Below are 25,582 nucleotides of genomic sequence, written 5' to 3'. Positions count from 1 at the left end.
GGTTTGGTTCGTTTTGCTTCTGCGACACCCCACGTTTTCTTTAGCCTAACGTTTCAAGCCCTATTTTGAAAGAGTTGAGGCCACTTTGTCGGCGGTTTTCCCCAAACTCCAAACCTCTCTTTTCGAATCAAACGAAGGTCGCTAAACGGGGCGAACGCGGAAGCTTGGCAGAGTGGTCGAATGCACCGGTCTTGAAAACCGGCGAGGGTGAAAGTCCTCCCAGGGTTCGAATCCCTGAGCTTCCGCCACCTCTCTCGATATCGACACCGACAACTCTAGGCTTGTCCAAGATTAATGTTGCTTACGACCTAGTCTTATGGACGTGGCGCCATAGAATCCTTACCTGCGACGGGTTGACACACCTTGAATGTAGGGGCGTTAATCGGCCCTATGATTTTCAATGAGAAGAATAACGGGAGACGGACATGAAGACCTCGCGCATTACCAAGGCCACGCTTCTTGTTGGGACCATCCTAGTAGGAGCTTCGGCGGCAAACGCAGAGACATTTCGATGGGCCTCAACGACCGATCCGCAAACGATGGACCCGCATGCTGTGAACTCCGCGCCGGTGCTGTCGTTCCTAAACAACGTCTATGAAGGCCTCGTCCGTCGGGATCGTGGAATGTCGATCGAAGGATCGCTTGCTGAAAGTTGGGAACCACTAGAGGGAGAGAATGGTTGGCGGTTCAACCTCCGCGAAGGCGTGACCTTTGCCGATGGGGCTGCGTTTACTGCAGAAGACGTGCTATTTTCCTATCAGCGCGCATCGAATGAAGCGGCTGACGTACGGTCCTGGTTCTCTCCTGTGACAGATGTTCGCGTGGTGGATGACTACACCGTTGATTTCATCACCTCCGCGCCAAACCCGCTGTTCCCGGACTCCATCGCAAACTTCATGATTTTGGATAAAGATTGGGCGGAAACGAATGACGCGGCCCTCCCAGCGACGGACGCTGAAAACTTCGCCACGATGAATGCCAACGGCACCGGTCCGTTCATGTTGTCGAGCCGCGATCCGGGCGTTCAAACCGTATTGGTCCCGAACCCCAATTGGTGGGGTGAGGTTGAACACAACGTTACCGAAGGAATTTTCACACCAATCGGAAACTCTGCGACTGGCCTTGCGGCGCTGCTATCCGGCGAGATCGACTTTATTCAGCCGATCCCACTGCAAGATGCGGCGCAAGTCGAAGAACGCGACGGCTATAGTGTTCTGGAAGGCGAAGAAACACGGGTCATCATGTTCGGCTTCCCACATGAACACGACACGTTGCTCTATTCCACGGATGTGACGGACGCCAATCCGTTCCAAGACGTCCGCGTACGTCAAGCTGCTGCCCACGCGATTGATATCGACGCCATCGACCGCGTGTTGTTCCGTGGCAAGATTGAACCAGCGTCGCAGCTCGTCCCTGCTGGTATCTCTGGCTATTCGGAAGAAAATTCAGATCGCCTCGGCTATGATCCTGACCGTGCGAAAGAATTGCTGGCAGAGGCAGGTTATCCCGATGGTTTCTCATTTGGCCTGAAATGCCCGAACGACCGCTACATCAATGATGAGGCTTTGTGCCGGGCTGCGGCATCCATGTTTGCAGCCGTTGGGATGGACGCTGAGTTGAGCACTGGACCGGTACGCGATTACTGGCCACAGCTGCGCGAGGATGACTTTGATATGTACCTCTTGGGATGGTCCCCAGGTACGTTCGACATGGAGCACCCCATTCGCTTCCTCAAACACACCCAAGACGATGAAAAGCGTCTGGGGTCTTGGAATTTCGGTAACTTCTCGAATGCGCGTGTTGATGAACTTCTACCGCTCATTCAACAGGAAGTGGACCTTGAGGCCCGTCAGGCCATGATTGATGAGGTCGTTGCCATTTCACAAGAAGAGATGGCCTATATCCCACTCTACACTCAGCCGCTGATCTGGGCTGCGAAGGACAATGTCGACATGGTGCAGCGCGCCGACAACTTCTTCCTATTGCGATGGGTGACCGTCGAGTAAAGACGCGCAAAGACCAAAGGTAGGCGATGGCGTATTTCATTTTAAAGCGGCTGTTTCAGTCGATCTTTGTGATGCTCGCCGTCGCCTTCCTTGCATTTTCTCTTTTCCGGTTCGTCGGCGACCCTGTTAGCCAAATGACCGGGGTAGAAACCTCTGTTCAAGACCAAGAACAGCTCCGTGAGGAGTTAGGATTGAACGACCCCTTCGTGGTGCAGTTCTACAGATTTACCACTGACATTCTAAAGGGCGATTTCGGATATTCGTATCGCACGCGTCAGCCTGTAAATGAAATGATCGCAAGCCGCATTCCCGCGACGATTGAGCTTGGGATTACAGCGCTAATGATCTCGCTCATCGTTGGCATTCCTGCCGGGGTCTACACTGCGCTCCGAACGAGAGGATTTGCGACGCAAACCATCCTGCTGACAACGCTTGTAGGCGTGTCGATCCCAACTTTTGTGATCGGCATTGTGCTGATCTTCTTGTTCGGCGTGACCTTGGGGTGGATGCCGACCTTTGGGCGCGGCGGAACCGTTGACCTTGGCGGATGGACGACCAGTTTTCTGACATTGGAAGGGTGGAGTTACTTGATCTTGCCCGCAATTACGCTGGGTGTTTATCAACTAACCCTGACCATGCGATTGGTCCGCGCCGAAATGATGGAAGTTATGCGCTCGGACTACATCCGCTTCGCAACGGCGCGCGGCATTCCGCAGCGCAAATTGCACTACAGGCACGCGCTGGGAAATACGATGATCCCTGTCATCACGATCATCGGCCTACAATTTGGCGGGGTGATTGCGTTTTCCATCGTGACAGAAAGTGTCTTTCAATGGCCCGGGATGGGTTTGCTGTTTCTTGAATCCGTTCGCTTCGTCGATATCCCTGTGATGGGCGTCTACCTCGTCGTGATCGCGTTCTTCTTTGTGCTGGTGAATTTGGTCGTCGACATCCTTTATCTGATGATCGACCCCCGCTTGCGCGTGAAAGAGGCGATCTGACATGATGTCCCGCTTCTTCCAGTCTGATGGTGTTTACTACTTCTTGCGGACACCGTCCGCGATTGTCGCAGCCATCATCGTGGTTATCATCGTGGGAGGCGCGATCTTTGCGCCTTGGATCGCGCAATCGAACCCTTACGATCTTGCGAGTTTCTCACTCATGGATGGGTTGCTGCCGCCAGTTTGGCAAGGCGGCGATCCGCGCTTTCTCCTAGGAACGGACAATCAGGGCCGAGACATGGTGTCATCAATCCTTTATGGTGCGCGCCTGTCTCTGTTCATCGGATTTATGTCGATGGCGATTGCGACGGTTCTGGGCGTTGGGCTGGGCTTGGCGGCTGGCTATTATGGCGGGCGCTTTGATGCGATTGTTATGCGGATCGCTGACGTGCAATTGGCGCTGCCCGCGATTTTGACTGCACTGCTGATCGACGGCATATCGCGCGGCTTGTTGCCGCCATCGGTACAACAGGATTTGCGTGTCGTTGTCCTTATCATTGCGATCGCCTTGTCACTGTGGGTGAATTTCGCACGAACCGCCCGCGCCAGCGTTTTTGTGGAGCGCAACAAAGACTATGTGCAAGCGGCGATGATTATGGGGCAGCGCCCCTCGCGCGTGATGCTGCGCCACATCTTACCAAACATCATGGGCCCACTTCTGGTGATCATGACGGTCGATCTTGCGTCGGCCATCCTGCTCGAAGCGACCTTATCATTTCTTGGCATAGGCCTGCCCGCTGACAGCCCCTCGCTCGGCACGTTGATCCGCATTGGCATGCAATTCCAACTGTCAGGCGAGTGGTGGATCTTATGGGTTCCGACCATCGTTTTGGCGGCCTTAGTCGTTTCCATCAATATCCTTGGAGACTTTTTGCGCGATATCTTCAACCCGAGGCTCCGCTGATGCTGACGGTCGAGAATCTTACAGTTCAGTTTCCCGGTCGTTTTGGCACGTTTACTGCGATTGAGGATGTGTCTCTGACCATCGAACGCGGCGAAATCCACGGCCTTGTTGGTGAAAGTGGCGCCGGCAAGTCGACCATTGGAGCAGCAATTATCGGCCTACTTCAACCTCCGGGGTTTGTGTCCAACGGTTCTATCCATTTGGGCGATACGGACCTTTTGATCCTCGGTGACGATGAAGCACATCAAACGCGCGGCAAGCGAATTTCGATGATCTTTCAAGATCCGCAAACCAGTCTCAATCCGCTCATGACAATCGAAGATCAGTTGATCGAAACCATTCAAACGCATGAGGACATCAGCACAGAAGACGCACGGTCCCGCGCGATCAGTTTGCTTGAGGAAACGGGCATTGAGAATGCCTCCCAACGGATCAAAGCCTATCCACACCAGTTTTCCGGCGGGATGCGCCAACGCGTAGTTATCGCACTTGCGCTTTGTACCAACCCAGAATTGATCATCGCGGATGAGCCGACCACGGCCCTAGATGTTGCCGTTCAGTCCCAAGTGCTCGACCTGATCCGCGGGCTTGCGAACACGCGTGGGATCGGATTTCTGCTCATTACCCACGACATCGGCGTCATTGCGCAAACTTGCCAAAACGTCACCGTTCTTCGCGGCGGCCAAGTGATGGAACATGGCCCGACGCAACAAGTCCTAAATGCGCCTGAGCATCCGTATACCCAAAGCCTCATGGCCGCAGTCCCCCGTTTGGATGTAAAACTCGACCGGTTCTTAGTTCCGGACACGGAAGAGGGGGTAGAGACCGCGCCCATCGGTCGAAGTGCCGAAGATGCCGAAAGGTGGCTACGTTCTGGCGACGAAATGTTGGGGCAGGGCCTCAGCATGGAAGGCGTCACTGTGAAGTTCACAGGCGCACGAGACAGTCTTTTTAGAAAACCAGAAGTGTTTGTGGCCCTTGATGACGTGTCCATGACCATCCGCCCCGGGACCGTGATGGGATTGGTCGGGGAAAGCGGGTCGGGTAAATCGACGATGGCGAAAGTCTTGACCGGATTGGTTCAGCCAACGGCAGGAACGCTAAAACTGAACGACAGCACATTGCCGCTCGCACGCCAAAGAGGTCGCAAGGACCCCTCCCGCCGCGTCATCCAGATGGTGTTTCAAGATCCGTACAGTAGCTTAAATTCAAGACACCGGATTGGCGACATATTGGCCGAGCCTCTGTGGCTCTACGGCCTTGAAAACGACCGAGCGAAACGCCGAGATTTGGCAGCCGCTATGCTGGACCTAGTCGGGCTGTCTGCCGATGCCATCAATCGCTATCCACACCAATTCTCGGGCGGACAAAGGCAGCGTATTGCGGTTGCGCGATCTTTGTTGGCGCGGCCAAGGGTTCTGATCTGTGACGAACCGACCAGCGCACTTGATGTGTCGATCCAAGCCCAAGTATTGAACCTTTTGAAGGATTTACAAGCGCGGTTCAGCCTGACGATCTTATTCATCAGTCACAACCTCGCTGTCGTGCGACAGATGAGCGACGACATCACTGTTCTCAAATCGGGCAAGGTCGTTGAGGCTGGTCCGTCAGAGGCGTTCTTTAATGATCCGCAGGCCGATTACAGTCAGGAACTGCTCTCACTGACGCCGAACTATGTTGGTCAAAAGGGGGTGGCATCTCAGACCTTGGTGACAGAAGTTTAACCAACTCTTGTGATTGCCTTTACCTCTCCGCGTTAGAATTTAGCGATGTTTCTGTGGCAGCGAAAATGAACCTTGGACAGGTCGGCCTCATCATGTGCACTTGTCTTGCCAGCGGGACGAGCACCCTTGCTGATGCCGCACGGAATGTGGGGCAGTCTGAGACTGCGCGTCAAAATTCGGTGTTCTTTTATGATATCGAATGGCGGGTCTATTGTGAGCTTGGAGCCTGCGCAGCGACCGAAGGGCACATATGGTTGGTCTGCTTTGGAGGTGATCTTTTCTTGACCGCGAAGGAAGGCGTCGAAATTCAACATTGGTACAACCGCAGTGCCCAACCTTTACCACTGGCGGAACCATTGGACAGCTTTCAGGTGAGTACGCTTCTAGCAGAAGGAAAGCTCGTATTGCTGGCTGATCTTGGCGACGCCGTCGTGCAGGTAGCTAGAATTTCGACCCCACCCATCGAAAGAGTTTTGGAAGCGATGTTGCCTCATGCAGCTTGCGTGCCGCCGGGCGGGCCGAATTCCTATCGCTTATTGCTTGATGACCAGCAACGCGCCAATCAAAATCAAAATGTTCCAGTTAACAAACCGCAAGTCGAATTCGCGATCCGGTCTCAGACGGGTGCGTTCGAATAGCTATCGTCCAAGACGACGCGCGATATCTTCCGACAGCCGTAAAACTGCACGCGCTTTAGCGTTTGCAATGGCTTGCGAGCCTTCGCCGCTCAGCGGTTCGACAATATCAAAGCTGTGTGAGGAGTTGCGGAAGCTGATGCCATCCCCACCAACGAAATACTGGCCACTCAAACGGAACGAGCCATCAGTTCCCGCCAGCATCTGAGTGACCCGCACGTCCACAGCAACATCCGGCAACCCGACGAAAGGCCAAGGCTCCGGTCCAACTGTTGCATTCAAAATCTCATCGAGTTGTTGGGTCATGGAAAGCGTGACAGCACGCTCTGGGTCGTCTGCCCATAAAATATCAGCACTCGTGCCAATGACGCCTGGAGAGATCTCAACGGCAACCTCTTCGGATGCCGCATAAGTCGGCAACGACACGGTGCGCACCATGACCGATCCGACGAGCGCTCTGATCCGCAGTTCTGAAGACACGGGACTGAATTCCAATCTATTCGCCGGCGCGGACGTGCAGGCAACGAGCGCCGCAAGAAATAGCGGGGACAGGAACTTCATCATCTTTATCGCCCTCGGATCAATGAGCTTGGGTTGCGCTGAATCGTGCGTGCCAGCGCCGAAATTGCGTCGGCAGCGTCTTGGATTCCTTGTAAGGTCGTCAAGGCCTCAGCGCCAAATCGTGACCGGCTGCTATAGCTCTCGACAACTTCTCGCGATTCTCTGACCAAGGCGTTGGCCCTAGCGATGAGATCAGGCAGGTCGACGGTTGCATCCTCCAACGCTTCGGCAGCACCACTTGCGGAAGAAAGTGCGGAATTCAAATTTTCAACCGCGCCGCCTGTTCGGAGGTCGGACAGAATGCCTCTGAGTTCGGCAAGCGACAAATTGAGGTTCTCGGGCAGTTCATCGACACCGTCTGCACCCAAAAGTGCGTCAATGGATGCGAGCGTCTGGGTTGCCTCGTCGATCAGCTCCTCAACTTTCAGTGCATTGGCCTTTTCTGCCAAACTTTGCAGTTCTGCCGTAATGGCGGGCAAGTCAGCGCTGGCGGTTTCGATGCTGTCAGCGGCCGCCGCGGCGCTCGTGATGGCGTCATCCAGTTTCAACACCAACTCTGCTGCTTGGATTTGAGCAAGAATTGCATTCAAATCCGTCACCGTCGTGCGCAAATCGCTCGGCAGGGCTTGTAAATCTTCCGACGCCAAGAAGCGTTCCGCTTCAACCAAGACGGCGCGAGCATCCGCTAAAGTTTCGTTGAGCGAAGCGGGTAGAGCCTGTGTTTCATCACTCTCGATGAGCGTATCGATGGAGTCCAGCGTTGAAGTCGCCTCGGTCACGAGGGCTGCCAATTCAAGGGCGTTTACCTTCGTTAGAAGGTCTTCAAGCGCTACAGAAATCTCCGATAAGTTTTCTGTACCATCGGAAATGTTGGACGCAGCCTCAGTGGTCACTGTCAAAGCGTCTGTCAGCTGCGTCGCTAGTTCAGCCGCGACAAAGCTCTGCACAAGGCCGTCAAAGTCACCGATGGCGTCCCGAATGTCGGGCGGAATGCCTTGAACATCCTCTGACGCTACAAGCGCTCGTGTTTCTTTCAGCAAGCTCGCCAATTCTTCCGGGACGTCGCGCACGGACTCGTCATTGGCCAACCGCTCAATGCTCGCCATCAGGTCGATGGCACCTTGCAGCAACTCTTCGATCGGCAAGCGCTCGATACGAGCCAGAACTTCTTCGGCCGTCTCGGCAACATCCGCGATTGCAGCGTCGGCGGTTGGAATGATCGGGTAGGGTTCCAAGTCGATATCCAAAGTGGCCGGCGTGGCGTTTTCCTCTTCGATCAGTTCGACAATCAAAGCGCCGGACAAAATATTTGCCGTACTGAGACGTGCACGAAGGCCGTTTTCCACATAGTCGGCAAGGAACTGAAGCGCTTCTTCCTCTGTCGTATCAGCATCCATGCCGATCCGGTTTGTTTCCAATGACAAGATCGCCTGCAACTGGACGTCGGCCTCGCCGTCCATCTCATTAATGATCGCGCTCAAATCAGCGACTTGGCCGATGCGAATACCTTGGAAGCGCACTTCAGACCCTTTTGTCAGCCCGCTGACCGAGTCATCGAAAAGAACCGCAATCTCAACTGTCGGTGTGTTTGGATTCACAAAGACGCTGTTGCGCGCGATCTCTTCATCTTCAAAAATATCAAAGACATAGCCTTGCGATACCCGCTCCCCACCAGACACCACGGTATCAAACGCCACGCCCCCTTCGATCAAAGACGCAATCGAGTTCACGTCAAGTTCCACGCCACCTGCGCCGAGCGACAAAGAAAACCCGCTGGTGTCCCAAAAACGGGTCGCGGTGGTCAGGATGCGGTCATACGGGAAGTCCACAAACCCATCCACGATGACATTTTCCCCATTGGCGGATAGGCGCGGGGTTTCGAGCGTTCCAACGCGTATCCCTCGGTGCAGGATCGGCGCACCCTTTGAAAGCGCGCTCCCATCTCTTGTGCGCAGCGTGATGGCGGTGCCTAGCTGATCGAGGGTGGTCAGCGGCGCCGAATCCATGCCGTAGAATTCAGTTTGCGCGACATCGGTGCTGCCGTCCCATGTCCCTTCGATGAAGACACCAGACAAAACCGTCTCAAGTCCGGTAACGCCCCGAAGACTCACATCGGGCTGAACCACCCAAAACTGTGCATCATCATCGAGGTAGGGCGCAACTTCGTTGTCTACGCGGACCGAAACGATGACGTCGGTCAGACCTTCGTCAAACGCGACTTTCTCGACCGTTCCAACTTCCACATCGCGAAAGCGGAGCACAGTTTCACCTGCTCGGACGCCCGAGGCGCTTTGAAAGATAATGTCAATCAACGTGCCGCGCTGGCTGTAGTTTTGCCACGCGACCGAGAGCGAGGCGATCAATGCGATCACCGGCACGATCCAGACCCACGACAAACCGCCGCGCGACTTACGCACGTCCATGTCAGCAGCTCTTTGTGGGTCGCTCATTCTGTATTCCTGCTCGCATCCCAAATCAGCCGCGGATCAAAACTCTGCGCGGCTAACATGGTGAATAGCACCGACAGCGCAAAGCTTACAGCGGCAATTCCCGGATTAATTGTGGCGATTGAATCGAGTTGAACCAAAGCCGATAGAATGGCGACCACAAAGACGTCAATCATCGACCATCGGCCTATAAACTCGATGACTTCATAGAGCTTGTGGCGCTGATGCATGTTCAAAATAGACCGGCGCTGCACGCTGATCGCGAGGTAGATGATCGCGATGAATTTTCCGATTGGAATCACCACAGAGGCAAAGAAAACGACAAAGGCGATGTCGTAACTACCCAGCTCAACCAATTCGACCACACCACCAAAGATGGTGCTGTCGCTGGTGTGACCAAGCGAGCGGGTTATAAGCATCGGATAAAGGTTTGCAGGGATGTAAACGATCATCCCAGCGATCAGCCAAGCCCAAACCTTCTGTAAGCTGCGCTCGTCACGGCTTTGAAGGGCGGAGCCACAGCGCTGGCAGTGAGGCGCACTGATCACCTCCACTTGCCCGCACCGGCGACAGGCGACAAGGCCGGCCTCGCGCGCCGTGGTCAAGCCCGCGCTGTGTCCAGTTCTTCCCAAATCGAATACCTGCAAATCAATTGATCTTTGAGAACCGTGATGACCACGAGCGCTGCGAATGCCCAAAACGCGGGGCCAATGGTGACAGTGGCCAGTCCGGCGACTTTAATCAGAGCGACTGTCACGCCCACCATGAAAATTTCGACCATCGACCACGGGCGTAAACGCTCAGCCAGCGCAAAGGCCTGCCTTGCATAGCGGCGTGGTTTCGCGCCGCGTGTCAAAGGGCCAATTGCGTAGATCAGTGCAATCAATCGGGTCAGTGGGAGGATGATGATGAATCCTGCAACAGCGATTGCTAATGGAAATCCCCATGAGCTTTGGAAGGCTAGAACCGCGCCAATGACCGATGTACCGCTTTGTCGCCCTTGAACATCTAAGTCGAGGAACGGAAAGCTGATAGCGGCGATCATCAAAACCACCGACGTCAACGCAAGACTCAAAACGCGCGCGAGGGCAGAGGACCGCGATGTCATCAAAGGCGTACCGCATTGGCGGCATGCCGCGGTCTCGCCTTCAGACAGCGTCATTGCGTTGTGCAATGTGTCACACTGCGAGCAAGCAACCAAATCTTCAAGCGGAGGAAGCGACATAATTGATCCAAACGACAGCTACTTTGAAAGTAGTCGTTCCAAGCACAAAGTTCCATGGCCAAAGGTGCTTAACCGAACGTTCAGGTAATCACGTTTGGCGCCTGTCTGCCAGTGCGCGATTTAATGCCAGACAGGTCTTCGGCTGCCTCGATCACGGCTGAAAGCGCGATCTGAGGGTCTAGGCTTAGTTTGGCATGATCTAGTTCCAGCCGTTCTAGGTAGACCCGAATAGTTGCACCTTCGGTACCCGTACCGGAAAGGCGGAAAACAATGCGAGCATCGTCTTCGAGAGAAATACGCAGCCCCTGACCAGTGGAGCGGCTGTGGTCAATCGGATCGTCATAGGCAAATTCGTCCGCCGAGATCACGCGCAACCCACCAAAACTCTGGCCCGGCAATACACCCAACTTACCGCGAAGCACGCCCATAATCCCATCAGCGGTCTCGGTCGGGATCGCTTCATAATCGTGTCTGGAGTAGTAGTTCCGCCCGTAAGTCTTCCAATGGTTCGACATAAGATCTGGCACGGAACTCTTTGTTTTGGAGAGGATATTCAACCAAAGCATAACAGCCCATAGTCCATCTTTCTCTCGGACATGGTCGCCGCCTGTGCCTGCGCTTTCTTCTCCGCATAAACGGACTTCGCCTGCGTCCAATAGGTTACCAAAGAACTTCCACCCTGTTGGGGTTTCGAAACATTTCAAACCCTTGGCGGCGGCAACACGATCGACAGCGCTCGAAGTGGGCATCGATCGCGCCACGCCGACCAAACCATCACGAAATGCCGGAGCGGCTTCGGCATGGGCTGCCAAAACGGCGAGGCTGTCAGAGGGGCTGATATACATGTTCGTACCAACGATCATATTGCGATCCCCGTCGCCATCGCTCGCAGCGCCAAAATCGGGAGGCGTATCGCCCGTCATTAGTCCCATCAACTCCGTCGCCCAAACGGGGTTTGGATCAGGATGACCTTTATTAAAATCTAGGCTTGGGGTCGCATTGATCACTGTGCCCGCAGGCGCGCCTAGATGATCTTCTAAGAGCGCCTTTGCATAAGGCCCCGTAACGGCGTGCATCGCGTCAAAGACCATTCGAAAGTCTGACTTCAGAAGCCTTTTAATCTCATCAAGATCAAAGAGTTGCGCCATCATTTCAATGTAGTCATCAGTCGGGCTAACAACGTCAATCTTCATGTCACCAAGGGTCGTTTGCCTAATTTCAGCAAGGTCGATGTCAGAAGCGTCTGTTATTTTGTAGTAATCAATAGCTTCTGTTGCTTGAACGATCTTCGCGGTGACTGCTTCGACGGCAGGCCCACCATTCGGCATGTTATACTTGAGCCCAAAGTCCGCATCGATGCCGCCAGGATTATGGCTCGCTGATAGGATCAATCCGCCATCAGATTTATGCATCCGAATAAGATGCGAGGCTGCAGGTGTCGACAATAACCCATTTTGACCGACGATGACTTTCTTTGCACCATTCGCGGCGGCCATTTTCATAATGATTTGAATGGCTTCTGTGTTGAAGTAACGGCCGTCGCCGCCCAGAACCAGTGTCTTTCCTTCGATGCCGCCAATGCCGTTAAAGATGGATTGAACGTAGTTCTGCAGAAAAGGCGTTTCCATGAACACGCGTGTTTTCTTGCGCAGGCCAGACGTGCCTGGTTTCTGCCCGACGATGGGTGAGGTAGGTATCATAGTCATAGAATTTTAATCAAAAACATTTCGAAACAGTTACCGCAGACATGGCCCCTGGGCTAAAGGCCGGTCAAGGTGAAATCGGCGGTTAGTGGGGCTCCAATCACGCGTTGTGCGTTAGGAATATCGTTGCTTTCCGCGCGGCGCGTTGCAGCTGCGCGGCTCAGATTCAGGCTCAACCATCTCTGAATCAACCGCGCTCTTATTTCTGGCATTGGAACGTCCAAGAAGGCTGAGATATCCCAAGCCTGCTGCAAGGCAGACCAAGGGGCCTCGTCGAAGAGAAGGTAATTCCCTTCTAAGATTACGACAGGACATTCCGGCGGGACGTGGATTGCGCCAGCGATAGCGATGTCGCGGGCACGGTCAAAAGTAGGCGCAACGACATTATCTCCGCGTCGCAACGCATTGATCATGCGAATAAAGCCAGCAACATCAAAGGTTTCTGGCGCGCCTTTGCGTGCCAGCAGCCCGTGGGCTTCAAGCAGCGAATTGTCCAGATGAAACCCGTCCATCGGAACCACAACATTCACACATTTCTGAAGCGTCAAGCGGCGGGACAACTCACTTGCCAGCGTCGATTTCCCGGAGCCAGGCGCACCGGAAAGAGCCACAAGCAGCCGCGGATTGTTTGGGCGAAGCGCATAGATACGGTCCGCCAATAAATTGACGTGATTGGTTATGTCTTTCACGAGACTTTTGCCTGCACTGCTTTGTTATTGGACACACGTTAGCGGTCCGAAGTGAGTCGGGCGACCACAAAAGCTCAAATTCTCACTTTCTGGGCAAAGGCTTGCTGGAAAACAGCATTGGAGTTCCTTAGGGTTAATCAAAACAAGGGATTTTCAGCTGAGTGCGCAATTTCTTCGTTAAAGGCTACGACCTTGCGTGGGCTGTCTTGCAGACCGCGGGGGACAGGCAGCTTGCCTTCATCGCCGCTGGTGTGTCTTTTTTCGGAGTTTTTTCAATTTTCCCCGGAATTGCAGCAGTCATTGCAATTTTCGGGCTTGTTGCAGATCCGACCGTTGTTGCTGACCAATTTCAGTATTTCGAAGAACTCATTCCGGAGCCGATCTACAACATGATTTGGGATCAAATCTCCCGACTGTTGGGCGCAAGCAGTGAAACTCTTGGTTGGGCAACGTTTGTTTCGACGACTCTTGCGATCTGGTCAGCGCGGGCAGGGGTTTCGGGGTTGGTGCGTGGTCTTAACGCAATAGCCGATGAGCCGCCGAGGAATGGTGTCTTTCAGGCCGTGTTCGCGCTAGGGCTAACAGTCATTCTTATGGCGATGGCGCTCGTGGCAATTGGGCTCTTCGTCTTTGCGCCAATCATTTTGACCTTCTTTCCATGGACAGGTGATGGCGCGCTACGCTTAGAAATCATGCGTTGGGTCATTGGGCTGAGCGTTCTTTTTGCCGCCCTGAGCCTGCTTTATCGTTTCGGACCAAATCAAAAGGACGCTCGGATCAGGTGGGTCACTGCCGGTGCGGGTTTTGTGATTGTGATGTTCGTCGCAGCGTCGTCAGGCCTAACCTATTACCTCGCGAATTTCGGCAGATATAACGAAATCTATGGTTCAATCGGAGCCGTCATCGCCTTGCTGCTTTGGGTCTACATGGCGTCGTTCCTCATCCTCTTAGGTGCCGCATTGAATGTTCATGTGTATGGCGGCCTAACGGGTAGGAGTGTGGACTAACTGCTTAAAGAAAAAACTAGATTTGGCGAATCGCCCGCGCTAAGCTCACCTCAACAAAACGACGTGATCCCACAAAAAAATAAGGGACGCGCATTGAGGCGGAGCAACAAGAATGACGGCAGTGGACGTGAATCCGCGCCCGTGGTCTGGGCGGTCGAATCCTGTATCAAATGTAAGCGAACGTGGCCGAAGGTGGGTTTCTGACTTCGCGCGCCGAACACAGCGACCGCAACCGACACCTAGCAGAGGGCATGGGATAACGGTCAACGGACTATCAGAACCAAACGTAACTGTTTTGGTAACGATCGCAGGACAGGCGCTCTCGGTGCCGTCTGACGAGAATGGTCAATGGTCCGCAGCCTTTGTAGATATTCAAGTGCCGGCCGGAACAATTGAAATTCCTGTCAAAGCGATGACAACCGACGCGTCAGGCCAAACCACAACCGCCGAAGGCATTGTGCAAGTAGAGACTTAGACCTGACCGCCAGCGATTTCGATCGTCTGGCCATTCACGCTTCGGGCGCCCTCTGAGCATAACCACAACGCGGCACCAGTGATTTCATCGACCTGCAATAGGCGATCATGCTCATTCCCTGCGGCAAACACGGCCTTTGCGGCGTCCTCGTCCAAGCCCAAGCGATCTATCAGACCCGGCAATTGTTGGCGAACGATGTCCGTCTCAACGTAACCCGGGCAGAGCGCGTTAAACGTCACTGGGCGGGTTTTGTATTCCAAAGCCAAACCACGGATCAATCCGACAATCCCGTGCTTTGACACGGTATAAGGCACCGCGCGGTTCAAACCTTTCACCCCTGCAATCGAGCTCATCACAATCATCCGCCCCGGTTGGTCTTCCGGAATGGTCGCAAGGGCCGCTTGAAGCGTTAGAAACACCCCGTCCAGATTGGTCGCCATCATCCGACGCCAATCGTCCATCGTGACCTTGGCAAAGGGTTTTCCCTCCGCGATCCCAGCATTGGCCACACAAATCTCGACCGGCCCACGTAACGCCGCAGCCTCTGCGACCCCTTCACGAACCGAGCCTTCGTCGCTCACATCCATGACCAATGGAAAGAGATTCTCCGACTGCTCGGCGGCCTGTTCCAAAACCTCCGCTCGGCGGCCGGTGATCGTGACCTGAGCGCCTTGTTTCGCCAAAGCCAACGCTATGTCGAGCCCAATGCCCGTGCCGCCGCCGGTGATCAGTGCGTGTGTGTTTTCAATCTGCATACCTGTATCGTGGCCTCTTCGGAATGCCGTGACAAGCGGTGATCACTTGGTAAACTCACTGATATGAAGTGGCTCGACATTCCTCCAGTTTGGCTCGCCGGAATGGCTTTTTTGACGTGGCACTCTCGAGGACCACTCGGCGCCTTGAGTTTTGGCTACGGCATAGCGCAATGGATCGGGGCTGCCATGGTGGCAGTTGGGCTGATCCTCATGGTTTTGGCTGTCCTGCGCATGCAAGCCCATCGAACCACACCGATTCCCCATATGTCGCCGAATGCCCTCGTGACGGAAGGTGTTTTCGCTCTGACCCGAAATCCAATTTACTTGGGTGACATATTTATTCTCTCCAGGCTGATCCTACGCTGGAACGCACCACTCGCTGTTCCATTGGTGTTTTTGTTCCAATTCATTCTCCTCCGCAGGTTCATCCTTCCGGAAGAGGCGCGGATGAAAGAACATTTTGGCGCAGAATTTGATCAATACGCTGAAAAGACGCGACGTTGGCTCTGATCGTTAGCGCAATCGGTATAATTTCCCGCGCCTGATCCCTTGTGAAATATTATTGCGCGCTATAATCCACCGCTACCCAGTTCCTATTGAAAAAGGGGATGACCCGTGAAAATCGGCTCACCAAAAGAGATATTCGAGGGCGAAGATCGCGTCGCAATGACGCCTGCGTCCGCAAAAGACCTTCAAAAGCTTGGTTATGACTGTGTGATTGAGACGGGCGCAGGTGCTGCTGCTGGTTTCTCCGACGCTGCCTATAAAGAGGCGGGTGTCGAAGTCGTAAAAACCGGCGCTGCTTTGTTCAAAGCCGCCGACATTGTCGCAAAGGTTCGTCCGCCAGAAGACAAAGAGATTAAGCGCCTGCGCGAAGGTCAAACTCTGATCTCTTTCTTCTATCCGGGTCAGAACGAAAAGCTGATGGAAGCGGCCAATAAGCAAGGCGCAACCGTCATTGCGATGGATATGGTGCCACGTATCAGCCGTGCGCAGAAAATGGACGCGCTGTCGTCTATGGCGAACATCGCAGGTTACCGCGCGGTCATTGAAGCAGGTAACAACTTCGGCCGGTTCTTCACAGGTCAGGTCACGGCTGCTGGTAAGGTTCCACCAGCGAAGGTGTTGGTTGTTGGTGCTGGTGTGGCGGGGCTTGCGGCGATCGGTACCGCAACATCTCTCGGTGCAATTACCTATGCTTTCGATGTGCGCCCAGAAGTGGCAGAGCAGGTCGAATCCATGGGGGCTGAATTCGTCTTCCTCGACTTTGAAGAAGAACAGCAAGATGGGGCCGCAACAGGCGGCTACGCCTCCGTCTCTTCGCCAGAATTCCGCGAAGCTCAGCTTGCCAAGTTCCGCGAACTGGCGCCAGATATGGACATCGTCATCACCACAGCCCTGGTCCCGGGCCGTGACGCGCCAAAGCTTTGGCTGCAAGACATGATCGACAGCATGAAACCGGGGTCTGTCATCGTTGACTTGGCTGCTGAGCGCGGTGGCAACGCCGACGGCACCGTGATGGATGAGAAGGTCGTCACCGACAACGGCGTGACAATTGTGGGTTATACGGATTTCCCAAGCCGGATGGCCGCGCAGTCTTCGACGCTTTATGCGACGAACATTCGTCACATGATGTCTGACCTGACACCGGAAAAAGACGGCACGCCTAACCACGACATGGAAGATGACGTGATCCGTGGTGCGACAGCAACGCACCAAGGTGAGATTACATTCCCACCGCCACCGCCAAAGGTTGCTGCGATTGCAGCGCAACCCAAGAAAGAGGTGGCGCCGGAACTGACGCCAGAAGAAAAACGCGCGGCAGAAGCAGAAGCCTTCAAACAGCAAACCAAACAACAGGTTATGCTTTTGGGTGGCATGGGTGCATTGATCCTCGGGATCGGCCTGATCCCAGGTATGCCTGCAAGCTTCATGCAGCACTTTATCGTCTTCGTCCTGTCTGTCTTCATCGGATTCCAGGTGATCTGGAACGTGGCGCACTCGCTGCACACACCACTGATGGCGGTCACAAACGCGATCTCATCAATCATCATCCTCGGCGCGCTGATCCAGATCGGATCGACCAGTGCACTTGTGACCATCTTAGCGGGGCTCGGCGTCTTTATGGCATCGGTGAACATCTTTGGTGGGTTCCTCGTGACACGGCGCATGCTCGCCATGTTCCAGAAGTCTTAAGGAGTAGAGGACAATGGAAAACGCATTTACAATCGCGGCCTATGTCGTCGCGGCGATCCTCTTCATCCTTTCCCTTGGCGGTTTGTCAGGGCAGGAAAGCGCGAAACGCGCCGTTTGGTACGGCATCGTCGGTATGGCAATTGCTGTGCTGGCCACACTCTTCGGCCCAGGCTCCGGCCTCTGGCTCGCCTCCCTCGTCCTGATCGCGGGCGGCGCAGTCGTTGGCTATCAACTTGCCACCAAGGTCCAAATGACCCAGATGCCAGAACTCGTCGCGATCATGCACTCGCTCGTTGGTTTGGCGGCGGTTTTTGTTGGCTTCAACGCTGATTTCACCATCACTCAGGTAGCGGATTTGAAAGCAGCGGGTGACACCGTGACCGGTTCTTTTGCGGAACTTGTCGCAAAGAAAACGCCGATTGAGATCACCATTCTCCAGATCGAATTGGTCTTGGGTGTCTGGATCGGCGCCGTCACCTTCACGGGTTCCGTCATCGCCTATGGCAAGCTCTCCGGCAACTCATCGCTGTTGCCTTTCAAGATCGATACGGCAGCAAAGCAGTTCCCAGGCGGTCACATGCTGAACGCAGGCGCAGCAGCTCTGTCCATCATCTTCGCGATTTGGTACTTCAACGGCGGTGGCTTTGGCGCGTTGTTCTTGCTGACACTTCTCGCGCTCTTCATCGGCTACCACCTGATCATGGGCATCGGCGGCGCGGATATGCCTGTCGTTGTCTCTATGCTAAACAGCTACTCCGGCTGGGCGGCGGCGGCGATTGGTTTCAGCCTCGGCAACGACCTTCTGATCGTTGTTGGTGCCCTCGTCGGCTCTTCCGGTGCGATCCTTTCCTACATCATGTGTAAAGCGATGAACCGCTCCTTCGTCTCTGTCATCCTTGGCGGCTTCGGCGGCGCCACGGGTGAGCAGATGGCCGTGGAAGGTGAACAGGTTGCGATCGACGCCGACGGTGTTGCAACCGCTCTGAACGAAGCGGATAGCGTTATCATCATCCCAGGCTACGGCATGGCGGTGGCTCAGGCGCAAACAGCCGTGGCCGAACTGGTCCGCAAGCTGCGCGCTAAGGGCAAAGAGGTGCGCTTTGCGATCCACCCTGTGGCAGGGCGTCTGCCGGGGCACATGAACGTGCTCTTGGCGGAAGCCAAAGTGCCTTATGACATCGTGATGGAAATGGACGAGATCAACGACGACTTCCCAGATACGGACGTCGCCATCGTGATCGGCTCCAACGACATCGTAAATCCAGCGGCGCAAGACGATCCGAACTCCCCAATCGCAGGGATGCCGGTTCTGGAATGCTGGAAAGCCAAGCAGGTCTTCGTCTCAAAGCGCGGCCAGGGCACTGGCTACTCCGGCATCGAAAACCCGCTGTTCTTCAAAGAGAACACGCGCATGTTCTATGGTGATGCGAAAGCGTCCTTGGACAGCTTGCTGCCCAAGATCGACTGATCTAAGCCAAATGAAATCAAAAACGCCGCAGCCAAAACTGCGGCGTTTTTTGTTTCTAGTTTCGGAGCTAATCCCGCCACTGTTTCGCAATCGTGGTCAATCAATGGTCACGATTTGATCTTCTTTACGCCACTCCCATCAGTCAAACAGCCGTTAACCATGATTGGGGAACGAGCAGATATGACCCAAGTGAGATCAACAGTTCGCGCTGCTTTGGCGGCCACATCACTCGCCGCGCTGGCCGCTTGCGGCGGTGGTGCAATCAGCACAGGCGCCCCGACATTTGGCGGTGTTCTTAGTGCGAACAGCTCGCCCAACTTCTCCGACCTCCAACCTGTCCTCAACTCAGCCGAGGAACAGCGCGAACGCGTGCAAGGCTTCGCAGGGTCGCGGTTCACAGCGATTCCAGACGACCGCACGGTGGTGTTTAAAGGCTACGGCGGCGTGGATTTAGATTTTGCTCCTTCGACCTCTCCCGATCTGTCGGTTCTTGGTGACGCGCGCGTTGTGGTCGACTTTGAGAACGACCAATTCAGCGGCGCCATCACGAACATGATAGCTACCGGCGCCAGCAATAACGTCACCGGCGTTTTGGGAGACTTTACCTTCACGGGCGGTTCTGTGGGGGGCGCAAATCCGAATAATTTCTCGCTCGACTATGAGGCTGATCTGCTCGTCGGTCCAAACGATGTCGAGCTGAGCGGGACCATGGATGGGATATTCCGTGGGACCCGCGCTAATCCCGGCGATCGCAATCCGATCAAGGCGATCGATGCGACCGACACAAACCCGACGATCACAACTGGCGTTGGCCTAAACGGTGCGACGGCCCATGTGATTGGGGAAAGCTTCTTTCCGACAGAGTAGCGCTAGGCCTCGCGCCAAGCGCCTTGGTCTAATCCCTCAACGGTCCAGTCACCGATCCGCCATCGGACCAGCCGAAGCGTTGGAAAACCGACATGCGCCGTCATGCGCCGCACTTGTCGGTTTCGGCCTTCATGAATTGTTATTGAAACCCAGCGATCGGGAATCGATTTGCGATACCTGACGGGAGGATCGCGGTCCCACAGCTCTGGGGGATCAATCAATTCGACCTTTGCCGGGCTTGTCGGGCCATCTTTGAGGTACACACCATCCCTCAAAGGCTGCAAATCCTTATTCGAAGGATCGCCCTCGACCTGCACAAGGTAGGTTTTGTTCATCTTTGATTTCGGATTGCTGATCTTCGCCTGTAGCCGCCCGTCGTCCGTTAGCAGCAACAATCCCTCGCTATCCCGATCCAAACGACCAGCTGGGTAAACCTTTGGGATATCGATGAAATCCGACAACGTTCGCCGCGGAGTAGGGCTTTTTGCGTCGGTAAACTGTGACAGCACATCAAATGGTTTGTTGAACAGGACTAGTTTGGCCATGTGACGACTTAACGGTGCAGTGCGCAAAAGGGCAACTGTATTTAGCCGCTCTTTTTCGGTATACAATTGCATCCTTTTAACTTATTGGAATTAAATGAAAAAAACTTGAAATGTTTTTTATTTTGCAGTAGATGAGTCAAGACCAAAGGACGATGCACAATGCCGCCGATTGAAGATCACCCCCAACGCTACGCTTTGGCGAATGAACTCCACGCCCGTCCGTTTCCGATCATAAAAGCGCCAGGTCGTGCGGCTTACCTAGCTATCAAGAGGGCGGATAACGCCGTCGCACGTGATCGCAATACGGATCGAGAGCACCTCCTTGCTTTGCTTGACCGATACGGGGCACCTCATCCGCAACCCGACGCTACGCATTATTCGGGGTCTATTGGACGCCACTTTCTAAAGTGGGAAAGTCACACCGAATTTGTGACCTATACCATCCTTGGGGAAGGAGTCTCAGACACGCCGTTCGATGCCAAAACCTTTGGAATGTTTCCTGAAGATTGGTTAGACAACGCGCCCGGCACCCGAATGACGTCGGCCCTAATCCGAATTGAGGAATTGGAAGACGAACAAACGGTCATCCAAAAGACGGAGGAATGGTTTGTTCCAGAGAGCCTCGCTATTAGTCGTGTTCTCAACGACGAGTTGATCGTCTCTAGCGATTTCCGCATCGATGAAGGCGGTCATATCCGGTTCGGTGTCTTTGCCCGCAAAGGGGCTGGGCCACGTCGGATCGGTCGCGTTGTCCAACGGCTGACCGAGATCGAAACCTACAAAGCCATGTCGATGCTAGGCCTGACCCGAGCGCGGGCATTGTCGCCCAAAATGGGGGCGATGGAACAACAACTGGGCACATTGCTCCATGACATGGGGCAGGGTGATCGACCTGCAGATGAGGTTCTACAATCGCTTCTGACCGTCTCCGCCGACGTGGAAAACATGATCGCCCAATCCGCATTTCGCTTCAGTGGTACCGCCGCCTATTCGCGGATCGTGAACCAGCGAATTGAGGTACTGCGCGAAGAACGCTTCAATGGGCTACAGACCTTTGCCGAGTTCATGATGCGCCGTTTCGATCCTGCAATGCGCACCGTCGCCTCGACCGAGGCACGACTCAAGGCTCTCTCAGATCGGGCAATGAGGGCAGGGGATTTGCTGCGAACAAAGGTCGATGTGGATCGCTCCGCCCAAAACCAAGAGCTGTTAAGCAGCATGAACAAACGTGCTGACGAACAGCTTCGGCTCCAACGCACGGTCGAGGGGCTCTCGGTCGTCGCGATCAGCTACTACGCGGTCAATTTGGTCGTCTATGCCTTTGGCCCAGCCGCAGAAAGCGTTGGCTTGAGCAAAACCTTGCTCGCTGCCGGAGCAACGCCAATCGTTCTTTTGATCGTCTGGTGGCTGATCAAGCAAATCCACAAGCGGATTTCTTAACGACCGCGCAACCTCGGATCTAAGGCGTCGCGCAGTCCGTCACCGATATAGTTCACGCTCAAAACGGTCAGTGAGATCATCATCCCTGGTAGGATCACTCGCTCTGGGAAGTTCACCATGCGCGGAACACTATCATTCAGGATTTTGCCCCACGTCGCAAAGTCGGGCGGGAAGCCCAATCCAAGGAAGGACAAAGCACTTTCTGTGATAATCGCCGTCGCCAACCCAAGTGTCGCGGACACCATGATCGGGGAAAGAACGTTCGGCAAAAGGTGGCGCGTGATCATCTTGCCGGACGGTGTCCCGATTGACCGTGCCGCGAGCACAAATTCACGTTCTTTAATGGCCAGAATATCACCACGCACGATCCGCGCGGTTTGCATCCAACTCGTTATGCCGATCCCGACAACCACAAGCACGAATATACCCTGTTCTGGCCCAAGAGCAGCGCGCAAGGAGTCGCGGAAAAGAAGCATCATCACGAGCAGTAGAGGCAGCAAAGGCAATGCCAGCATCAGATCGGTGAATCGCATCAGGATGCCATCGAGCCGGCGGAAATAACCCGCCAAAACACCGACTGTTGTTCCTAAGAACACGGCAAGGATCATCGCTGTCCAGCCCACGGCCAAACTGATCCGTCCGCCCTGCATCAGGTTTGCCATGATGTCTCGGCCAAGGTTGTCAGTCCCAAGCGGATGAGACCAACTCACCTTTGCGTCACCATTCCAAAGCGCGGTATAGATAGGACGGATATCTTTGCTCCGAATGTCCAGCTTTGTCGGGTCAACCTGCCACAGCCAAGGCCCGATCACCACAAAGAGTGTAATTGAGACAAGAAAAAATAGCCCTGCCATCGCGCCTTTGTGCGATTTGAATTGATCCCAGACATCCCACCACTGGCTGCGGGAGACGCTGTTCTCGATACGATCTACTGTGGCCTGATCAGTCATAGCGGATCCTCGGGTCTAGGACGCCGTAAAGCACATCGGCAATCAAGTTGAACAGAACGATCAATACCGCGAATAGGAACGTGATTGTCATCACCATTGGGATGTCGCTGCCCTGGATGGCGATGATCAAAAGCTGACCAATACCGTTCACCTTAAACACCTGTTCAGTAATGATCGCGCCGCCGAAGATCGCGGGGATACCCAACGCGATAACGGTCACAACAGGGATCATAGAGTTGCGCAGCACGTGCTTCATCACGACGACGCTCTCTTTCATGCCCTTCGCGCGGGCCGTACGCACATAGTCTTGCCCGAGGTTATCGAGCATGGATGCGCGCATGTAGCGGGCGATTTGCGCAGTTGTTTGCAAAGCTAAAACCATCACCGGCATGATCATCTGCTTGAACTGCTGCTTAAAGCTCTCCCAGTCATCCACGACCAAAGTGGTGTCATAGATCGATGGCAACCAACCAAGCTGTACGGAGAAGATGAAGATTAGCAAAGGGCCGGTGAAGAATGGCGGGATGGAAAACCCGATCATCGTCACAAACGTCCCGCATTGATCAAAGACAGAATATTGCTTATAGGCAGAAATAATCCCGATCGGTAACGCGATTAGAACGCCCACGATGTATGACATGCCAACGACCCAAAGCGTTTGTGGGATACGTTCTGCAATGGTGTCGAACACAGGGCTACGCGACTGGAAGCTGATGATCCGCTGCGCGCCGTCGGCAAAGTTCGTGCCAAAGATACCGTCAATCCAATACTGCGGTTCTACGATGAAGAACTGATATAGCCAGAGGCTAAAGCGCGTATACCAAGGTTCACCCAGCCCGAGCGCTTCGCGCATCTTCTGTTTGACTTCGTCCGGGATAGTCAACGGCATTTGTCCCATCGGATCGCCGGGGGCGAGTTCCAACAAAAGGAAAATAACCAAAGCGATGAACAAAAGCGTCGGGATCGACAGCAGCAATCGTCTGATCGTGAATGTCAGCATAAAGGCGCCTTAGGTCATGTCTTTGAAGGGAAGGAATGGGTGGGGCCGAAAAAGCCCCACCCTTTGGATCACTTAGCGGTTGTCGCCAGTCCGGTACCAGTCAGCTACATTCCATAGCTCACTGTCCCAAACGTTCAGCTCAATGCCACCAAGGCTGTTCGCATGGGCAGACAGACGGCCACGGTGTACCAGTGGGATCATACCACCTTCGGACACCATGATGTCGTTCATCTGACGTGCAAGAGATGCGCGCTCATCTGCATTAGCAGTCCCAGTCAGCTGTGCGTGAAGGGCATCGTACTCTTCAGAACAGAAGCGGCTGATGTTCTCACCCTGCCACTGTGTTGCCGGGCTTGGTGCCTTGTCGCACAGGCCGTTGGCAAGATAGGCCTGCGGGTCAGTACCGTTGAAGGTGTTCGCATACATTTCCATGTCAGCGTAGAACTTCTGGAATGTGTCAGGCGAACCTGGATCACCACCGAAGAACACAGACGCGTCAATGTTGCGCAGTTCAACCTCGATACCAATTTCAGACATCCACTGTTTGATCAAAGCTTGGAAGTCCTGACGCACAGCGTTTGTAGATGTCTGGTAGAGCATCTTCATTTCAACGCCGTTTGCTTCACGCACGCCGTCACCATTGGTATCAACGAAACCAGCCGCATCCAACATCGCGTTCGCGCCAGCAATGTCCTGAACGTCACAAGTGAACGTATCAGAGTTCACTGCCGCTGGAGCAGGGATCCAGTTACAGGTCACTTTACCCGCTTGGCCGTAGCCAACTTCAACCAGCAGTGGACGGTCGATAGCCATGGACATCGCTTTGTAAACTGCTTCCTCGCCCAAGAATGGGTGCGGGCCAACTACAGAACGATCATCAGCACTCAAAGACGGATCAGGGTTTGTCTGGTTCAGCATGATACGCTCAACCAATGGACCAAAGCCTGCGATTGGTGTGCCGAGGCCACCTTCCTGCATCTGCGCAATCACGTCTGGTGCGAGCTGAAGGTTCCAAGCGTAGTCGAATTCGCCTGTTTCCATAACAGCACGGCCCGCAGCTGTCGCATCACCACCACCTTTGAAGGTAACGGACGCAAAGGCTGGTTTATTCGGATCGCGATAGTTTTCGTTCGCAACCATCTGAATCACGTCGTTTGTCCGGAATTCGGTTACAACGAATGGGCCAGTACCAATTGGGCCGAAGTTTTGGTCAGTACATTCTGGCGCTTTTGCACCTGTACAATCAGCGAATTGAGCCGCTTGGATGATCGGGCTTTCACCACCAACGAACGGGCCGTATGGGAATGGTGTTGGCTTGTCGAATGTGACCTTAACAGTCAGATCGTCCAAAGCTTCCACGCTGGATACGCCTTCAAACTTTGTCAGCTGCGCACAACCCATGTCTGGGTTCATGCAGTAATCTGCAGTGAACTTTACATCCGCAGATGTGAAAGGTGTACCGTCTGACCAAAGGATACCTGGTGTGATCTTCCATGTGATCGACATCAGATCTTCGGATACGCCACCGTTCGCAACCGTTGGAACTTCGTCCACCAGCCAAGGTGTCAGCTCACCAGAGCTGTTGTAGCGTGCCAAGGGCTCGATGATCATAGAAGCTGATTCAACGTCTTTTGTACCGCCGGAAAGAAATGGGTTCAGGATCGATGGCGCCTGCCAATAAATGATTTTGACTTCGCCGTCCCGTCCGCGCTCACCTTCGTGCGCGTCGGCCAGAACCATCGGGGCAAGTGCTGTTGACGCAATTGCACCCAATAGGGCTGTTTTAACCTTCATAATGGTCTCCTTGTTGTGATGTTGCCGCTGGCTTGGTGCGTGCGGCTTACAAGCGAGAAGGGTAAGGTATGCCATGGCATTCGCTTACATGATGTCATGCTGTCCCCCCTTCATCATGCGGGCCAGTTCACCCCCGATTCTGAATTAATGCAACCCTTTCATTTGATTAGGTGATTAAAAATTCGGCTTG

Annotated in this window: 23 protein-coding genes and 1 tRNA gene; 13 read left to right on the top strand and 11 right to left on the bottom strand. The window is 54.3% G+C overall.

From position 1 onward, the window contains the following. Positions 1 to 158: 158 nt before the first annotated feature. The 6 genes from BUA85_RS05265 (at position 159) to BUA85_RS05240 (ending at position 6,273) form a co-directional block, all read left to right on the top strand. Positions 159 to 248 (top strand) — tRNA-Ser (locus tag BUA85_RS05265). Positions 249 to 425: 177 nt separating this feature from the next. Next, positions 426 to 2,006 carry an ABC transporter substrate-binding protein gene (locus tag BUA85_RS05260; RefSeq protein WP_072899801.1) on the top strand — a complete coding sequence of 527 codons (1,581 nt, stop codon included), beginning with the start codon at positions 426 to 428 and terminating at the stop codon, positions 2,004 to 2,006. A 26-nt stretch (positions 2,007 to 2,032) separates the two neighbouring features. Next, complete coding sequence (locus tag BUA85_RS05255) at positions 2,033 to 3,007, top strand: ABC transporter permease (protein WP_072899800.1); 975 nt, start codon at positions 2,033 to 2,035, stop codon at positions 3,005 to 3,007. Between the two features lie 4 nt (positions 3,008 to 3,011). After that, positions 3,012 to 3,911, top strand: coding sequence for an ABC transporter permease (locus BUA85_RS05250; RefSeq protein WP_423219901.1), 900 nt, complete (start codon positions 3,012 to 3,014; stop codon positions 3,909 to 3,911). Further along, positions 3,911 to 5,635, top strand: a complete 1,725-nt coding sequence (locus BUA85_RS05245; RefSeq protein ID WP_072899798.1) for a dipeptide ABC transporter ATP-binding protein — start codon at positions 3,911 to 3,913, stop codon at positions 5,633 to 5,635. The genes BUA85_RS05250 and BUA85_RS05245 overlap by 1 nt, the downstream gene beginning before the upstream one ends. 53 nt (positions 5,636 to 5,688) lie before the next feature. Further along, entirely contained in the window at positions 5,689 to 6,273 is a 585-nt protein-coding gene (locus tag BUA85_RS05240) for a hypothetical protein (RefSeq protein ID WP_131802769.1), read from the top strand. Here the strand turns inward: BUA85_RS05240 and BUA85_RS05235 are convergent, their stop codons facing one another. From BUA85_RS05235 to BUA85_RS05210, 6 genes are all read right to left on the bottom strand, one after another. Next, positions 6,274 to 6,834, bottom strand: coding sequence for a PqiC family protein (locus BUA85_RS05235; protein WP_083526181.1), 561 nt, complete (start codon positions 6,832 to 6,834; stop codon positions 6,274 to 6,276). A gap of 2 nt (positions 6,835 to 6,836) precedes the next feature. After that, positions 6,837 to 9,281, bottom strand: a complete 2,445-nt coding sequence (locus tag BUA85_RS05230) for a PqiB family protein (RefSeq protein WP_072899795.1) — start codon at positions 9,279 to 9,281, stop codon at positions 6,837 to 6,839. Next, positions 9,278 to 9,910 (bottom strand): paraquat-inducible protein A, encoded by a 633-nt coding sequence (locus BUA85_RS05225; protein WP_072899794.1) that lies wholly within the window; start codon positions 9,908 to 9,910, stop codon positions 9,278 to 9,280. Before BUA85_RS05225 ends, BUA85_RS05230 begins: the two co-directional genes overlap by 4 nt. After that, on the bottom strand, positions 9,880 to 10,503 hold the full coding sequence (locus BUA85_RS05220) for a paraquat-inducible protein A (protein WP_072899793.1): 624 nt from the start codon (positions 10,501 to 10,503) through the stop codon (positions 9,880 to 9,882). Before BUA85_RS05220 ends, BUA85_RS05225 begins: the two co-directional genes overlap by 31 nt. Before the next feature lie 80 nt (positions 10,504 to 10,583). After that, a complete protein-coding gene (locus BUA85_RS05215; protein WP_072899792.1) occupies positions 10,584 to 12,209 on the bottom strand; it encodes an alpha-D-glucose phosphate-specific phosphoglucomutase in 1,626 nt (541 codons plus the stop codon). Positions 12,210 to 12,262: 53 nt separating this feature from the next. Then, entirely contained in the window at positions 12,263 to 12,895 is a 633-nt protein-coding gene (locus BUA85_RS05210) for a nucleoside/nucleotide kinase family protein (protein WP_072899791.1), read from the bottom strand. 161 nt (positions 12,896 to 13,056) lie between these two features. Between BUA85_RS05210 and BUA85_RS05205 the strand changes: the two genes are divergently transcribed. Further along, positions 13,057 to 13,902 (top strand): YihY/virulence factor BrkB family protein, encoded by an 846-nt coding sequence (locus BUA85_RS05205; RefSeq protein ID WP_072899790.1) that lies wholly within the window; start codon positions 13,057 to 13,059, stop codon positions 13,900 to 13,902. 112 nt (positions 13,903 to 14,014) lie between these two features. After that, entirely contained in the window at positions 14,015 to 14,377 is a 363-nt protein-coding gene (locus BUA85_RS16680) for a hypothetical protein (RefSeq protein ID WP_131802768.1), read from the top strand. Here BUA85_RS16680 and BUA85_RS05200 read toward each other — a convergent pair. After that, complete coding sequence (locus tag BUA85_RS05200) at positions 14,374 to 15,132, bottom strand: SDR family NAD(P)-dependent oxidoreductase (protein WP_072899789.1); 759 nt, start codon at positions 15,130 to 15,132, stop codon at positions 14,374 to 14,376. The genes BUA85_RS16680 and BUA85_RS05200 overlap by 4 nt on opposite strands. A gap of 102 nt (positions 15,133 to 15,234) precedes the next feature. On the opposite strand from BUA85_RS05200, the gene BUA85_RS05195 reads away from it, so the two are divergent. The 4 genes from BUA85_RS05195 (at position 15,235) to BUA85_RS05180 (ending at position 19,663) form a co-directional block, all read left to right on the top strand. Continuing rightward, a complete protein-coding gene (locus tag BUA85_RS05195) occupies positions 15,235 to 15,642 on the top strand; it encodes a methyltransferase family protein (protein ID WP_242648991.1) in 408 nt (135 codons plus the stop codon). Positions 15,643 to 15,747: 105 nt separating this feature from the next. After that, positions 15,748 to 17,328 (top strand): Re/Si-specific NAD(P)(+) transhydrogenase subunit alpha, encoded by a 1,581-nt coding sequence (locus tag BUA85_RS05190; protein ID WP_072899787.1) that lies wholly within the window; start codon positions 15,748 to 15,750, stop codon positions 17,326 to 17,328. A 13-nt stretch (positions 17,329 to 17,341) separates the two neighbouring features. Beyond that, on the top strand, positions 17,342 to 18,796 hold the full coding sequence (locus BUA85_RS05185) for an NAD(P)(+) transhydrogenase (Re/Si-specific) subunit beta (RefSeq protein ID WP_072899786.1): 1,455 nt from the start codon (positions 17,342 to 17,344) through the stop codon (positions 18,794 to 18,796). Positions 18,797 to 18,976: 180 nt separating this feature from the next. After that, positions 18,977 to 19,663, top strand: a complete 687-nt coding sequence (locus tag BUA85_RS05180; RefSeq protein WP_072899785.1) for a hypothetical protein — start codon at positions 18,977 to 18,979, stop codon at positions 19,661 to 19,663. A gap of 2 nt (positions 19,664 to 19,665) precedes the next feature. Here the strand turns inward: BUA85_RS05180 and BUA85_RS05175 are convergent, their stop codons facing one another. Further along, a complete protein-coding gene (locus tag BUA85_RS05175; RefSeq protein ID WP_072900425.1) occupies positions 19,666 to 20,208 on the bottom strand; it encodes a pseudouridine synthase in 543 nt (180 codons plus the stop codon). A gap of 159 nt (positions 20,209 to 20,367) precedes the next feature. Between BUA85_RS05175 and BUA85_RS05170 the strand changes: the two genes are divergently transcribed. Next, positions 20,368 to 21,648 carry a DUF3422 family protein gene (locus tag BUA85_RS05170; RefSeq protein WP_072899784.1) on the top strand — a complete coding sequence of 427 codons (1,281 nt, stop codon included), beginning with the start codon at positions 20,368 to 20,370 and terminating at the stop codon, positions 21,646 to 21,648. Here BUA85_RS05170 and BUA85_RS05165 read toward each other — a convergent pair. The 3 genes from BUA85_RS05165 to BUA85_RS05155 form a co-directional block, all read right to left on the bottom strand. Further along, positions 21,645 to 22,598, bottom strand: coding sequence for an ABC transporter permease (locus tag BUA85_RS05165; RefSeq protein WP_072899783.1), 954 nt, complete (start codon positions 22,596 to 22,598; stop codon positions 21,645 to 21,647). The two genes, BUA85_RS05170 and BUA85_RS05165, sit on opposite strands and share 4 nt — an antisense overlap. After that, complete coding sequence (locus tag BUA85_RS05160; protein ID WP_072899782.1) at positions 22,591 to 23,598, bottom strand: ABC transporter permease; 1,008 nt, start codon at positions 23,596 to 23,598, stop codon at positions 22,591 to 22,593. The genes BUA85_RS05165 and BUA85_RS05160 overlap by 8 nt, the downstream gene beginning before the upstream one ends. A gap of 72 nt (positions 23,599 to 23,670) precedes the next feature. After that, positions 23,671 to 25,392, bottom strand: coding sequence for a peptide ABC transporter substrate-binding protein (locus tag BUA85_RS05155; RefSeq protein WP_072899781.1), 1,722 nt, complete (start codon positions 25,390 to 25,392; stop codon positions 23,671 to 23,673). Positions 25,393 to 25,582 lie beyond the last annotated feature (190 nt).

The sequence above is a fragment of the Cognatiyoonia sediminum genome, from assembly GCF_900129845.1.
Taxonomy (GTDB): domain Bacteria; phylum Pseudomonadota; class Alphaproteobacteria; order Rhodobacterales; family Rhodobacteraceae; genus Cognatiyoonia; species Cognatiyoonia sediminum.
The sequence above is the reverse complement of the archived record's forward strand: the minus strand, read 5'-3'. Positions and strand labels throughout refer to the sequence as shown.

Excerpts from the sequence above, each read along its gene's own strand:
- BUA85_RS05220 (WP_072899793.1), bottom strand. The coding sequence starts at position 10,503 with ATGTCGCTTCCTCCGCTTGAAGATTTGGTTGCTTGCTCGCAGTGTGAC.
- BUA85_RS05175 (WP_072900425.1), bottom strand. The coding sequence starts at position 20,208 with ATGGCCAAACTAGTCCTGTTCAACAAACCATTTGATGTGCTGTCACAG.
- BUA85_RS05165 (WP_072899783.1), bottom strand. The coding sequence starts at position 22,598 with ATGACTGATCAGGCCACAGTAGATCGTATCGAGAACAGCGTCTCCCGC.
- BUA85_RS05155 (WP_072899781.1), bottom strand. The coding sequence starts at position 25,392 with ATGAAGGTTAAAACAGCCCTATTGGGTGCAATTGCGTCAACAGCACTT.
- BUA85_RS05180 (WP_072899785.1), top strand. The coding sequence starts at position 18,977 with ATGACCCAAGTGAGATCAACAGTTCGCGCTGCTTTGGCGGCCACATCA.
- BUA85_RS05230 (WP_072899795.1), bottom strand. The coding sequence starts at position 9,281 with ATGAGCGACCCACAAAGAGCTGCTGACATGGACGTGCGTAAGTCGCGC.
- BUA85_RS05250 (WP_423219901.1), top strand. The coding sequence starts at position 3,012 with ATGTCCCGCTTCTTCCAGTCTGATGGTGTTTACTACTTCTTGCGGACA.
- BUA85_RS05255 (WP_072899800.1), top strand. The coding sequence starts at position 2,033 with ATGGCGTATTTCATTTTAAAGCGGCTGTTTCAGTCGATCTTTGTGATG.
- BUA85_RS05170 (WP_072899784.1), top strand. The coding sequence starts at position 20,368 with ATGCCGCCGATTGAAGATCACCCCCAACGCTACGCTTTGGCGAATGAA.
- BUA85_RS05200 (WP_072899789.1), bottom strand. The coding sequence starts at position 15,132 with ATGCAGATTGAAAACACACACGCACTGATCACCGGCGGCGGCACGGGC.
- BUA85_RS05185 (WP_072899786.1), top strand. The coding sequence starts at position 17,342 with ATGGAAAACGCATTTACAATCGCGGCCTATGTCGTCGCGGCGATCCTC.
- BUA85_RS16680 (WP_131802768.1), top strand. The coding sequence starts at position 14,015 with ATGACGGCAGTGGACGTGAATCCGCGCCCGTGGTCTGGGCGGTCGAAT.
- BUA85_RS05195 (WP_242648991.1), top strand. The coding sequence starts at position 15,235 with ATGGCTTTTTTGACGTGGCACTCTCGAGGACCACTCGGCGCCTTGAGT.
- BUA85_RS05235 (WP_083526181.1), bottom strand. The coding sequence starts at position 6,834 with ATGATGAAGTTCCTGTCCCCGCTATTTCTTGCGGCGCTCGTTGCCTGC.
- BUA85_RS05215 (WP_072899792.1), bottom strand. The coding sequence starts at position 12,209 with ATGACTATGATACCTACCTCACCCATCGTCGGGCAGAAACCAGGCACG.
- BUA85_RS05245 (WP_072899798.1), top strand. The coding sequence starts at position 3,911 with ATGCTGACGGTCGAGAATCTTACAGTTCAGTTTCCCGGTCGTTTTGGC.
- BUA85_RS05260 (WP_072899801.1), top strand. The coding sequence starts at position 426 with ATGAAGACCTCGCGCATTACCAAGGCCACGCTTCTTGTTGGGACCATC.
- BUA85_RS05160 (WP_072899782.1), bottom strand. The coding sequence starts at position 23,598 with ATGCTGACATTCACGATCAGACGATTGCTGCTGTCGATCCCGACGCTT.